Source organism: uncultured Dietzia sp. (assembly GCF_937873725.1).
Taxonomy (GTDB): Bacteria; Actinomycetota; Actinomycetes; order Mycobacteriales; family Mycobacteriaceae; genus Dietzia.
In genome coordinates this window covers 46,987-59,519 of record NZ_CALMYY010000123.1, presented here as the reverse complement: position 1 = coordinate 59,519, position 12,533 = coordinate 46,987, and the positions used below count along the sequence as shown (strand labels likewise).

Here is a 12,533-nt window from a genome sequence, read left to right as displayed (position 1 = left end):
CCCAGCTGCCCCTGCCGGGGTACGGCTTCTACTGGCTCGAACTGCGCCCCCCGGACGAGGCCCCGAAATGACGGGCATCCCCGCCGTGGACGAGGCGACCCTGACCGCGCTCCTCGCGGCCTGGCTGCCCGAGCAGCGGTGGTTCGCGGGCAAGGGCCGGGAGCTGTCCGGGGTGCGGATCGCCCGGCGGGCCGTGCTGCTCGACCACCCCGAGGTGCTGGTGGAACACCTGCTGGTCGACGTCCTGGCGGGCGGCCTGCCGCAGCGCTACCAGGTGCCGCTGGCTACCGCGCACGCCCTGCCCGACGACCGGCGGGCCTTCCCGCTCACCGCCGAGGGCGCCGACCCGGTGGTCTACGACGGCCTCCGGGACCCCCGGGGCACCGAGTCGCTCGTGACCCACCTCGCCGGGAGGGACGAGGTGGGGGGGCTGAGGTTCCGCCTGGTCGAGGGCGCCCCGGCCCCGGCCCCCGTCCGCGGGCGGCTCCTCGAGGGCGAGCAGTCCAACTCGTCACTGGTGTTCGGCGACGACCTCATGGTCAAGGTGTTCCGCCTGGTCCAGCCGGGCGTCAACCCCGACGTGGAACTCCACGCCGCGCTGGCCCGGCGGGACTGCCCGGCCGTCGCGGCGCTGCGGGGGTGGGTGGAACTGGGCGGCGCGGACGACGACGACGAGCCAGGCGGCGGCCCCACCACCCTGGCCATGGCCCAGGAGTTCATGGCGGGCGCCGCGGACGGGTGGGCGATGGCCACGGCGAGCGTCCGCGACCTGTTCGCCGAGGCCGACCTGCTGGCCGAGGAGGTGGGCACCGATTTCGCCGACGAGTCCCGCCGGCTCGGGGCGGCCGTCGCCCAGGTCCACGACGACCTCGCGGCCGCGACCGGCACCACCACCCGGGACGGCACCGAGATCGTGGCGTCCATGCGGGCGCGGCTCGACGCGGCGGTGGCCGAGGTCCCCGGGCTCGCGCCGTTCGCCGACGCCGCCCGGGCCGTCTTCGACGAGGTGGCCGGCTCCGGGCCGGTGCCCGTCCACCGCATCCACGGGGACCTGCACCTGGGCCAGACCCTCCGCGCGCCGGACCGCTGGATCGTCATCGACTTCGAGGGCGAGCCCGCGGCGCCGCTCGAGGAGCGCCGGGTCCCCGACTCCCCCGCCCGGGACGTGGCGGGGATCCTGCGCAGCCTCGACTACGCCGCGCAGCACACGCTCGTGGGGGTCACCGACCGTCAGCTGCGCTTCCGGGCGCGGGAGTGGCGGGACCGCAACGTGGACGCGTTCTGCACTGGCTACGCCGAGGTCAGCGACGCCGACCCGCGCGAGACGGGCGCGCTGCTGCGGGCGTACGTGCTCGACAAGGCCGTGTACGAGGTGGTGTACGAGTCCCGCAACCGGCCCGGCTGGGTGGCGGTCCCGATGGGTGCCGTCGAGCGCATCCTCGGGACCGCCTGACCGGACCTCGCGTCAGTTGGACGCGATCCGCTCCTTGGCCCACTTGTAGTCGGCCTTGCCCGCGGGCGACCGGCGGATCTCGGGCACGTCGACGATCACCTTGGGCACCTTGTAGTTGGCCAGGGACTGCCGCAGGAACTCCGAGAGCTCCTCGGGCTCCGCGGACATGCCCTCGCGGAAGGAGACCACCGCGGCGACCTTCTGCCCGAACCGCTCGTCCGGGGCGCCCGCGACCAGGGCGTCGTGGACGGCCGGGTGCGCCTTGAGCGCCTGCTCGACCTCCTCCGGGAACACCTTCTCGCCGCCGGTGTTGATGCACCCCGAGCCGCGGCCGAGGAAGACGATCGTGCCGTCCTCCCGGACCCGGCCCATGTCGCCGAGCACCGAGACGCGCCGACCGTCGACCTCGGGGAAGGTCTTGGCCGTCTTCTCCGGGTCGTTCCAGTACCCCATCGGCACGTGGCCGCGGCGGACGATGTAGCCGATCTCGTCGGAACCGGGGGCGATCGGCGCGTTGGACTCGTCGATGAGGCCGAGCCGCGGGCCCGGCGGCAGGAGCATCTCCCCCTCCTCGTTCAGGCTCATCTCGCCGTCGTTGCCGGATTCGGAGGCACCGAAGTTGTCGCGGATGATGACGTTCGGGAACTCCGCGACCAGCCGGTCGCGCGAGGTCTTGGACCAGATGCCGCCGCCCGAGGCGACCATGAACAGCGCGCTGAAGTCCTTGGTGTCCTTGGCCTCGAGCAACGCATCCGTGATCGGGACCGCCATGCCGTCGCCGACGAACATCAGCAGCTGGGCCTTGTACTCGGCCGTCGAGTCCACGATCACCTGCGGGTCGAAGTCGCGGAACATGACGAGGTGGCCACCCAGGTTGACGAAGGTCAGCAGGGTGAACAGGCCGGCGCCGTGCATGAGAGGGGCCGAGATGACGATCTTGAAGCCACCCTCGGGCGAGACGTGCTCGGCGACCTCGGCCGGGCTGTGGCGCTTGTCGCCGTAGGGGTTACCGCCCGACAGGCAGGCGTAGTAGTAATCCGACATGTGCCACTGGACCCCCTTCGGGAAGCCGGTGGTGCCGCCGGTGTAGACGATCCAGTGGTCGTCGCCGCGGGCGGGCTCGAAGTCCCGCGCGGCGGACTGCGCGGGCAGCTCGGAGTCGACGTCGACCACGGCGATGCCCTTCTCGGCGCACGCCGTGGCCAGCACCTCGGGCACCCCGCCCACCACGAGCACGGACCTCACCGTCTCCAGCTGCGGCACGGCGGCCGCCATGGTCTCCGCGAACTCCGCGTCGACCAGCACGGCGACGGACTGCGAGTCGTTGAACAGGTAGACCAGCTCGGCCGGGGTGTAGCGGTAGTTGACGTTGATCCCGGCCACCCGGATCTTCATGGCCGCGACGATCGCCGCCATGTGCTCGGTGCTGTTCTTCATGTACAGCGCGACGTGGGTCCGCGGCTCGGCGCCGTGCGCGCGGAGGAGGTGACCCATGCGGTTGGCGAGCTCCTCGACCTGCCGGTAGGTGTAGTCCACCCCGTCCATGGTCAGAAGGAGATTGTCCGGGATCTTGTCGACCACGGCCTCGAAGACCGCCGCCTGGTTCATCTCCGGGTTGGTTCCGGCGAGCGGATCGGTGGACTGGTCGGGTGCGTCGGTCATCGGAGAATCCTTTGCGCGGGGGTGCGAACTGTGGCTGTCCTCACATTGTGACCTGAACTTGTTCTCATGTCCAGACGCCCCGCTGACCTGCCGATACCGCGCAAAGCTAGAACAGGTTCTTCCAAGAGCTGGGCGCCCGTCCGCGGATTGGCGTGACCCCGACCGTGGGAAGCCCTACATTCTAGTGATGAGCGGAACGCGGTCAGTGCCTACAGACGTGCCTCGTGACGACGGACTGATGTTGCCCCAGGCCACCGGGTCGGGCGATGTCCCCCACGACGGGCGGATGTCGGCCGCCCCCCAGGCCGACCGTCCGTCCGAACGACGGCCGGTGCTCAACGGCCCCCGTTCCCAGGGCACCCTGAGGTCACGCGGCCTGGCCGGCGGCCTGCGGCTGTTCGTCCGCCCGGCACTGGACAAGATGCCGCCGACGCACGCGTCGCTCGGTCGCCTGCGCGCGTTGACGTCGGGCGCCGGGCGCGCGGCCGCCCTCGAGACCACCAACGACTGGTCCTCCGACGGGCCCGTCCCGGGCCTGTGGGTGGGCCGCAAGCGGTTCTTCGACTCCGACAGGGTGATCTACCACATCCACGGCGGTGGATTCACCTTCGGCTCGCCCTGGTCGCACAAGGCCCTCGCCTCCCGGATGGCCAGCGAGACCGGAGTCCCGGTGTTCCTCCCCGACTACCGGCTGGCGCCCGAGCACCCGCACCCCGCCGCCACCGAGGACGCCCTCGCCGGCTGGAACTGGCTGATCAGCATGGGCTTCGCCCCGGAGAACATCGTCGTGTCCGGAGACTCCGCCGGCGGCAACCTCGCCCTCCAGCTGGTGGCGGCCCTCGAGGCGCAGGGCGCCGCGATGCCGGCGGGCGTCGTGCTGCTCTCCCCCTGGGTCGACCTGGACTTCACCGACATGACCGAGCGCGACAAGGCCAAGAAGGACCCGTTCCTGGCGGTCGGCCTGGCCGAGCTGTGCCGCGCCCAGTACGCGCCGGGGGTCGACCCCAGCGACCCCGCGATCTCGCCGATCCACTACGTCCCGTCGCCCGACTGGCCGCCGTTCCTCATCCAGTGCGGCGGCGGGGAGATCTTCTGCGGCGGGATCGAGCAGCTCGCCGAGCGCTTCGCCGAGCACGGCGTCCGCCACGAGTTCCAGCTCTGGCCGCACCAGTTCCACGTCTTCCAGGTGTTCCACCCCGTGGTCCCCGAGGCCAAGATCGCCATGCGCGACATCGGGTCGTTCGTCCGCGGGTGCCTGCGGGGGAACTAGCCGCGGGGCGCCACGCTCCTGCGCGAGGCCCGCAGCACCAGCGCCGTGGGCAGCTCCCGGGCGGCGCGGGGCAGGCGGCGATACGCGGCCGCGGAGACCCGCATGAGCGCGTCGAAGCGCCGCCGGTCGACGGGGCTCCACGGGAACCCGTAGGCGTCGCGGAGCCGGTCCGGCAGCAGGCCCACGGTGACGAACCGCACGAGGCGCAGCACCGGGCGGACGGGCAGCGGGTGCGACGCCGGGTCGAGCAGCCGGTGACCGTACTCGCGCACCCGCGGGTCGAGGTCGATCCCGTCGAGCGTGCGCGCGAGGTAGGCGTCGTAGGCCGCGCGGTCGGCCGGCCACAGCTCCGCGGGCACCTGTAGCGACGTGCCGTAGGTCTGGAACTGCTCGTACAGGCGCTCGGCCGCGTCGGGGCCCATCGGCCCGAACACGCGTTGCCACAGGTCGCGCCCGCCGTAGTACATGCAGCCGGCCACCCACAGCTGGAGCGCCGGGTCGAAGGCGCTGTAGGCCACCGGCGCGTCGGGGCCCGAGCGGACCGGTCCGTGGGCGCGGTTGACCCTCCGGATCACCGCCTCGCGCTCGGTCGGGGTGCCGAACGCCACCAGGTAGATGTACGCGGTGGTGTTGCGGAACCGCCCGACCGGGTCGCGCAGGGCGCGGCTGTGCTCGGCCACGCCCAGGCCCACCGGGGTGAGCGCGATCTCCATGAGGAAACGCCGCGGCGCGCCGGCGAGGAACGAGGCGTCGCGAACGACGTCGCGCAGGGTCGGCCCGTCCGCGGTGCGGGTGACGGAGGTCATCCCGCCACGGTGAGGACCAGGCCCGAGGTCGGCACACCGGTGCCGGCGGTCACGACCAGCTTCTCGGCTCCGGGCACCTGGTTGACCGAGTCCCCCCGCAGCTGGCGCACGCCCTCGGCGATGCCGTTCATGCCGTGGATGTACGCCTCGCCCAGCTGGCCCCCGTGCGTGTTGAGTGGCAGGCGGCCGCCCACCTCGAGCGCGCCCGGCTCGCGGACGAAGTCCTTGGCCTCGCCGCGGCCGCAGAACCCCAGCTCCTCGAGCTGCATGAGGACGTACGGCGTGAAGTGGTCGTACAGCACCGCCATGTCCATGTCCTCCGGGCGCAGCCCGGACTGGTTCCACAGCTGGTCGCCGACAATCCCCATCTCGGGCAGCCCGGCGAGCTCCGGGCGGTAGTACGAGGTCATGATGTACTGGTCCGGGCCCGAGCCCGAGGCCGCGGCGGCGATCGACACCGGCCGGTGCGGCAGGTCCTTGGCCCGCTCGGGCGTGGTCACGACGATCGCCTGGCCCCCGTCGGACTCCTGGCAGCAGTCCAGCAGGTGCAGCGGCTCCGCGATGAAGCGGGAGGCCTGGTGCTCGGCGAGCGTGATCGGCTTGCCGTGGAAGAACGCGGCCGGGTTGACGGCGGCGTGCTTGCGGTCCACCACCGCGACCCGACCGAGGTCCTCGCTCGTGGCGCCGTACTCGTGCATGTAGCGCCGCGCGACCATCGCCACGAACCCGGCCGGGGTGGACAGCCCGTGCGGGTAGGAGAACGCGTTATCCGTGCCGGAGGAGTTGACCTGCTGCACGAGCGCGCTGTTGACCTGCCCGAAGCGCATGCCCGAGCGCTCGTTGAACGCGCGGTAACAGACCACCACCTCGGCCACGCCGGTCGCCACGGCCATCGCGGCCTGCTGGACCGTGGCGCACGCGGCGCCGCCGCCGTAGTGGATGCGGGAGAAGAAGTTCAGGTGGCCGATGCCCGCGGCGCGGGCCACGGCGATCTCGGTGTTGGTGTCCATGGTGAACGACACGAGGCCGTCCACGTCCGACGGCTGCAGGCCCGCGTCGGCCACCGCGGCACGCACGGCCTCGGCGGCCAGGCGCAGCTCGGACCGGCCGGAGTCCTTGGAGAAGTCGGTGGCGCCGATCCCGACGATCGCCGCCTTGTCTGCGAGGGTGCTCACCGCGGGTCTCCGTTCATGTAGAGGGTGGCCGTGGAGGTGACGTGCGCGCCCAGCGAATCGGTGCCGACGATCGTCACCGTGACCAGCCCGTCGTCGTCGACGCCCGTGACCTCTCCCCTCAGGGTGAGGGTGTCGTACGCGTACCAGGGCACGCCCAGTCGCAGCTTGATGGAGGTGATCCGCGCCTTCTGGCCGGCCCAGTCGGTGACGTACCGCTGCACCAGGCCGGTGTCGGTGAGGATGTTGACGAAGATGTCCTTCGAGCCCTTGGCGTGCGCCAGGTCGCGGTCGTGGTGGACGTCCTGGAAGTCGCGAGTCGCCAGCGCCGAGGCGACGATGAACGTCGGGGTGCCCTCGATCGCCAGCTCGGGCAGGGTGTCCCCCACCGCGACGGCGGGCGGTTCGGCCGGGCAGATCACTCGGTCGCTCACTGGGATTCCCCCTGATCGGTGGTGGCGGGTCGCCAGGCGTAGAGCGTCCACGGGTCGGTGCCGAAGGCCGCGTCCTCGGAGGTGTCCCCCGGCATGTCGAGGAACTCCACCTCCACGTCCATGCCGATCGTCACCTCGGCCGGGTCCACGCCGCGCAGCTCGCCGAGCATGCGCACGCCCTCCTCTAGCTCCACCAGGGCGATCACGAACGGGAACCTGGTGCGGCCCGGCACGCGCGGGGCGTGGTGGGTGACGAAGCTGAACACCGTGCCGCGCCCCGAGGAGACCACGAAGTCGGTCTGCTCGGACTTGTCCTTCCACAGCGCCGGGACCGGCGGGTGCTGGAGCGAGCCGTCCTCGCGCGTCTGGATGCGCAGCTCGTGGGCGCGCACGCCCTCCCAGAAGAACGCGGTGTCCTGGGAGACCGACGGGCGCAGGACCTTGCCGGGGACCAGGTCGTCGGTGGGCGAGCCGGAGCTCGAGACGATGGCGGCGGTGGCCTCGGCCTTCGTGGCGGCGGGGCGGAACTTGAGGATCCGGAAGTCCATCTCGGCCACCACCTCGTCGCCGACCCGCCAGTAGTTGCGGGTGGTGAAGAACCAGCCCTCGCCCAGGCCGGTGGTCTTGGGGCCCACCACGTCGGTGAGCACCGACTGGATGGTGACCTCCTCGCCCGGCCGCGTGTACCGGTGGTAGGTCGAGTCGCAGTTCGTGGCCACGACGGAGGTGAAGCCCTCGGCGTCGAGGAGATCGGTCATGTTGCCGAGCGGGTCGTCCGCCTCGCGGGTCCTGCCGAGCCCGCGCATGGTCCACACCTGCGCCATCGCGGGCGGCGCGACCAGCCCGCCGTGCCCGGCCTCCACGGCCGCCTCCTCGGACTCGTAGATCGGGTTCCGGTCCCCGATCGCCTCGGTCCAGTTGCGGATCATGGGCGTGTTGACGGGATCGCGGCCCGCGCGGCGGGCGCTGCCGCCGGCGGCCCGGATCTCCTCGGCCGCGGCGAGGATGCGGCCGGCCTGCTCGTCACTCATGGGTGCCTTCTCGTGGGTTCGTGGGCGTGGGCGGGGGCGGTCTAGCGGGCGGTGCGGGGCATGCCGAGGCCGCCCATGCAGACCAGCTCGCGCATGACCTCGTTGACGCCGCCGCCGAAGGTGATCACGACGTTGCGCTTGTTCATCATGTCGAACCAGCGCTGCAGCGCGGCCGTGTCGGGATCGGTGGGGTCGCCGAAGCGCCCGAGGAGCTCCTCGACGATCCGGCCCACGTGCTGGATCTTCTCGGTGGAGAACACCTTGGACGCCGCCGAGTCGCCCATCGACGGGTTCTCCCCCGCCGAGGAGACCTGCCAGTTGAGCAGCTCGTTGAGGCGGACCACGGCGGAGATCTCGGCCAGCCCGCGCCGCACCTCGGGGCGGTCCAGGTGCCGGACCCCGTCGGCGCCGGTGCCGCGGGCCCAGTCGGCCAGCTGGTCGTAGTACCCGCCCGGCCGCCCGGCCGGGGCCAGCATGACCCGCTCGTGGTTGAGCTGGGTGGTGAGCATCTTCCAGCCGCCGTCGACCTCGCCCACCACCATGTCCGCGGGCACGCGCACATCCTGGTAGTAGGTGGCGTTGACGTGGTGCGCGCCGTCGCACGTGATGATCGGGGTGAAGGAGAACCCGGGGTCGGTGGTGTCCACGATGAAGATCGTCAGCCCGCGGTGCCGCGAATCCGGCGTGCCCGTGCGCGCGGCCAGCCAGATGTAGTCGGCGTGGTGACCGCCGGTGGTCCACATCTTCTGGCCGTTGATGATCCAGTCGCCGGTCGCCTCGTCCCGCCGGGCGGTGGTGCGCAGCGCGGCGAGGTCGGTGCCCGCGTCCGGCTCGGAGTAGCCGATCGCGAAGTGCAGGGAGCCCTCGAGGATGCCGGGGAGGAACCTCTCCTTCTGCACCTCGGAGCCGTACTTCTGCAGGGTCGGCCCCACGGTCTGCAGCGTCACCGAGGGCAGCGGCACGTCGGCTCGGGTGGCCTCGTTGGTGAAGAGCAGCTGCTCGATGTGGCCGAAGCCCTTGCCGCCGAACTCGGTGGGCCAGCCCACGCCCAGCCAGCCGTCGCGGCCCATCCGCCTGATGATCTCCGCGTAGGTGTCGCCGTGGCGGGTGGTGGCGATGTCCGCCGCCTCCTCGGGCGAGATGAGTGTGGAGAAGTACTCGCGCAGCTCGGCCTGCAGCGCCCGCTGGTCGGGGGTGAGGTCGATGAACGTGCCGTCCCCCTGCGCGCCGGCGTCCCCGGCGGGGCTCCCCACGTGGTCGACCGGATCGGCCGCGACCGCGGCGGCCAGCTCCTCCAGGTGGAGCTGGGGGCCTCCCACGAAGCGGGCGAGGTCCTTGACCGCCGAGGAGTACCGGAACATGGGGTACGTGATGTCCACGCCGACGCCGCCGTGGAGGTGGTGCAGGATCTGCACCGCGCGCGGACCCTCGGCGGCCAGCCAGTAGGCCCCGATCGTGGGGTCGGTGGCGTAGCGGTCGGACGGGCCGGTCAGCCCCTCCGCCACGCGCCAGGACACCGACTGCGCGATCCCGTGCAGCGTGCGCGAGACGATGTAGACGTCGGCCAGCTCCTGCTGGACCGCCTGGAACGCCCCGAGCGGCCTGCCGAACTGGACCCGCCCCCTGAGGTACTCGGCCGTCATGTCCAGCGCGCCGGAGACCAGGCCGTCGCCGTGGGCGATGCAGGCGGACAGGACGAGGCGTCGGAAGACCTCGAGGACGGACTCGTCCCCCGTGCCGCGGAGGACCTCGTCGTCGTCGACCGGCGTGGCCTCGAACCGCATCGCGTACTCGGGCACGCCGAGGGACCCGAGGGTCGGCGTCAGGGTGACGCCCGGGGCATCGGGGGCCACGACGACGAGGACGGCACCCTCGGGCGTGGACGCCGGCACGAGGACCGACCGTGCCTGGGCCGCGTAGCGGACCGCGGTGACGGTCCCGGTGATGGTCCCGCCGTCCAGCCGCACGGAGGGCGCGAGCGGCAGCGGGTTGCCCGGCTCGGCCACGGCGGCGGTGAGGATGCGGCCGTCCTCGATGCCCTCGAGCAGCGCCCGCTGCTGGTCGGCGGTGCCGAGGGCCACGATCGGCAGGACGCCCAGGCCCAGGGTCTCCAGCGCCGGGATCACCACCCCGGCCCGGCCGACCTCCTCCAGGACCACGGCGATGTCGGCCGCGGTGAGGCCGTCCCCGCCGAGCGCCTCGGGCAGGCCCAGGGAGAGCAGGCCCGACCCGGCGAACGCCGACCACAGGCGCTCGTCGTAGCCGGCGTCGTCGACGCTGCGGCTGGGCAGCGCGGTGAGCAGCTCCTCCGCCGGGGCGGCGGTGGAGAGTGCGCCGGCGACCGCCTCGGCGACGGCGGCCTGGGTCTCGGTACGGGTGAAGTCCACGGGGGATCAGTCCTGTTCGGGTCGGTGGGGGCGGGCCGGGTCGGGTCGGGGCGGCTCAGTCGCGGGGCAGGCCGAGGATGCGCTCGCCCACCACGTTGAGCAGCACCTGCTCGGTGCCGCCGGCGATCGACAGGCAGCGGACCATGAGGAACTTGCGGCCCTGCTCGGTGAACTCGACCCCGGCCGTGCCGGTGAGCTCGAGGCCGAACTCGGCGATGTCCTGGCGGTGGCGCACGCCCACGATCTTGCGGACGGACGACTCGGCGCCCGGGCCGGCGCCGGCGAGGGTGCGCAGGGCGGTCCGCAGGTCGAGGAGGCTGCCCACCACGCCGTCGGCGATGTGCTTGCCCAGCTCGTCCAGGACCACGGCGTCGCCCGAGACCCCGGCCGCCTCGATGAGCCCGATGATCTCCTCGGCGGCGTCGCCGAGCGAGGAGCCGCCGCCCATGGCCACGCGCTCGTTGGCCAGCGTGGTGCGGGCGATCTTCCAGCCGTCGTTGACGGTGCCCACCTGGAACTCGTCGGGGACGAACAGGTCCTCGAGGAAGACCTCGTTGAACAGGGCCTCGCCCGTGATCTCGCGCAGCGGCGAGGTGCGGATCCCCTCGGAGCGCATGTCCACCAGGAAGTAGGTGATGCCCTTGTGCTTGGGGGCGCCGGGGTCGGTCCGGGCCAGGCACATGGCCCAGTCGGCCTCGCGGGCCAGCGAGGTCCACACCTTCTGGCCGTTGAGCTTCCAGCCGCCCTCGACCTTCTCCGCCGTGGTGCGCAGCGCCGCGAGGTCGGAGCCCGCGCCGGGCTCGGAGAATAGCTGGCACCATTTGACCGTCCCGGCCATGGTGTCGCGGACGAGCCTGTCCGCGTGCTCGGGTGCGGCCTGGAGGATGGTCGGGACGGCCCAGCCGCCGATGGTGATGTCGTGGCGCGCGACGCCCGCCGCCTCGAGCTCCTCGTCGATCATCAGCTGCTCGGCCGGCGAGGCGCCCAGGCCCCACGGCTCGGGCAGGTGCGGCATGAACAGGCCGGTGTCGGCCAGGGCACGCTTGCGCTCGTCGCCGTCGACGGCCGCGACACGGGCCACCAGCGCGCGGATCTCCTCGCGCCTGGCGTCGATCCCGTCGATCACCGACAGGTCGATGTCCAGGTGGCGGCGCCTGCCGGCCAGCGTGAGCTCGGCCAGGGAGCGGCGCCAGCGGGCGGCACCGCCGATCGCCTGCCTCAGCGCGCCCGCCCGGCGCAGGTAGAAGTGGGCGTCGTGCTCGAAGGTGAAGCCGATGCCGCCGAGGATCTGGATGCAGTCCTGGGAGTTGCGCACGGCGTTGTCGAAGGCCAGCGCCCCGGCGACCGCCGCCGCGACGGGTAGCTCGGAGTCGGCGGCGCCGAGGTCCTCGGCGGCGACGGCGGCGTCCCAGGCCAGGGCCCGGACCTGCTCGGTGCGGCAGAGCATGTCGGCCGCAAGGTGCTTGATGGACTGGAACGAGCCGATGGTGCGGCCGAACTGCTCGCGGATCTTGGCGTACTCGACCGCCGTGGTGAGGGTGTACTCGGCGACGCCGGCGGCCTCGGCGGCCGCGAGGGTCGCGAACAGCTGGTGGACGTGGTCGGTGGTGATCCCCTCGAGGACGCGGCTCTCCGGGATGGCCACGTTCGCCAGGCTCACGCGGGCGACCGAGGCCGAGATGTCGTACGGCGTGGACGGCGTCAGGGTGACCCCCTCCGTGCCGGCCTCGAGCAGGGCCCAGCGGGTGTCGCCGCCGACCTCGACCGGAAGCAGGAGGCCGCCGCCGACCGTTCCGCCGTAGGCGAGGCCCGGGTCGCCGGTCACCGCGCCCGAGCCGTCGAGCGTGGTGGAGCCGAAGCCCAGGCACACGCCCACCGGCAGGCCGCCCTCGGCGAGGGTCTCGCCCAGCGCCGCGGCGACCGCGCCGCCCGCGCGGGAGACCAGGACGCCGGCGAGCGCGGTGGACATGATCGGGCCCGGGGCCATCCGGGCGGCGGCCGCCTCGAGCATGCAGGCCAGGTCGACGACCTCCGCGCCCGCGCCGCCGTGCTCCTCGGCCACGGCGACGCCGAAGAGCCCGAGCTCGGCAAGCTGCGGCCAGAGCGCCTTCCACGCGTCCGGGTCGGATTCCTGGGCGCGTACTGTCGACACCGGATCTGCGGCTTTCGCCCATGCCTTGATCGAGCTCTGGATCTCGGCCTGATCCGGGGTGGTGGCGATGCTCACGGTGACTCCTCGGCGGGACGTGGGGTGTGCCGGCGGGGCCATCGGGCCCGCACTCGCCCCCATAATAGAACGTGTTCTAGGAAACGTGTTC

9 protein-coding genes are annotated in these 12,533 nt (G+C 72.5%); 2 read left to right on the top strand and 7 right to left on the bottom strand.

Going from position 1 to position 12,533, the window contains the following annotated elements:
• The first annotated feature begins 67 nt into the window (after nt 1-67).
• A complete protein-coding gene (locus tag Q0444_RS13595; protein ID WP_299023450.1) occupies nt 68-1,453 on the top strand; it encodes a maltokinase N-terminal cap-like domain-containing protein in 1,386 nt (461 codons plus the stop codon).
• 12 nt (nt 1,454-1,465) lie between these two features.
• Here Q0444_RS13595 and Q0444_RS13590 read toward each other — a convergent pair whose 3' ends face one another.
• Nucleotides 1,466-3,115, bottom strand: a complete 1,650-nt coding sequence (locus Q0444_RS13590) for an AMP-binding protein (protein ID WP_291085989.1) — start codon at nt 3,113-3,115, stop codon at nt 1,466-1,468.
• A gap of 238 nt (nt 3,116-3,353) precedes the next feature.
• On the opposite strand from Q0444_RS13590, the gene Q0444_RS13585 reads away from it, so the two are divergent.
• Complete coding sequence (locus Q0444_RS13585) at nt 3,354-4,385, top strand: alpha/beta hydrolase (protein WP_291085991.1); 1,032 nt, start codon at nt 3,354-3,356, stop codon at nt 4,383-4,385.
• Here the strand turns inward: Q0444_RS13585 and Q0444_RS13580 are convergent.
• The 6 genes from Q0444_RS13580 to Q0444_RS13555 are packed head-to-tail and all read right to left on the bottom strand — an operon-like array spanning nt 4,382 to nt 12,442.
• On the bottom strand, nt 4,382-5,191 hold the full coding sequence (locus tag Q0444_RS13580; RefSeq protein WP_291085993.1) for an oxygenase MpaB family protein: 810 nt from the start codon (nt 5,189-5,191) through the stop codon (nt 4,382-4,384). The two genes, Q0444_RS13585 and Q0444_RS13580, sit on opposite strands and share 4 nt — an antisense overlap.
• A complete protein-coding gene (locus tag Q0444_RS13575; protein ID WP_299023449.1) occupies nt 5,188-6,366 on the bottom strand; it encodes a lipid-transfer protein in 1,179 nt (392 codons plus the stop codon). Before Q0444_RS13575 ends, Q0444_RS13580 begins: the two co-directional genes overlap by 4 nt.
• A complete protein-coding gene (locus Q0444_RS13570) occupies nt 6,363-6,797 on the bottom strand; it encodes a MaoC family dehydratase (protein WP_291082536.1) in 435 nt (144 codons plus the stop codon). Before Q0444_RS13570 ends, Q0444_RS13575 begins: the two co-directional genes overlap by 4 nt.
• Nucleotides 6,794-7,828 carry a bifunctional MaoC family dehydratase N-terminal/OB-fold nucleic acid binding domain-containing protein gene (locus tag Q0444_RS13565; RefSeq protein WP_299023448.1) on the bottom strand — a complete coding sequence of 345 codons (1,035 nt, stop codon included), beginning with the start codon at nt 7,826-7,828 and terminating at the stop codon, nt 6,794-6,796. Before Q0444_RS13565 ends, Q0444_RS13570 begins: the two co-directional genes overlap by 4 nt.
• A 41-nt stretch (nt 7,829-7,869) precedes the next feature.
• A complete protein-coding gene (locus tag Q0444_RS13560; RefSeq protein WP_291082530.1) occupies nt 7,870-10,215 on the bottom strand; it encodes an acyl-CoA dehydrogenase in 2,346 nt (781 codons plus the stop codon).
• A gap of 55 nt (nt 10,216-10,270) precedes the next feature.
• Nucleotides 10,271-12,442, bottom strand: a complete 2,172-nt coding sequence (locus Q0444_RS13555) for an acyl-CoA dehydrogenase (RefSeq protein ID WP_291082527.1) — start codon at nt 12,440-12,442, stop codon at nt 10,271-10,273.
• Nucleotides 12,443-12,533 lie beyond the last annotated feature (91 nt).

Coding starts and splice junctions, on each gene's coding strand:
- Q0444_RS13580 (WP_291085993.1), bottom strand. CDS start 5,191: ATGACCTCCGTCACCCGCACCGCGGACGGGCCGACCCTGCGCGACGTC.
- Q0444_RS13590 (WP_291085989.1), bottom strand. CDS start 3,115: ATGACCGACGCACCCGACCAGTCCACCGATCCGCTCGCCGGAACCAAC.
- Q0444_RS13595 (WP_299023450.1), top strand. CDS start 68: ATGACGGGCATCCCCGCCGTGGACGAGGCGACCCTGACCGCGCTCCTC.
- Q0444_RS13565 (WP_299023448.1), bottom strand. CDS start 7,828: ATGAGTGACGAGCAGGCCGGCCGCATCCTCGCCGCGGCCGAGGAGATC.
- Q0444_RS13585 (WP_291085991.1), top strand. CDS start 3,354: ATGTTGCCCCAGGCCACCGGGTCGGGCGATGTCCCCCACGACGGGCGG.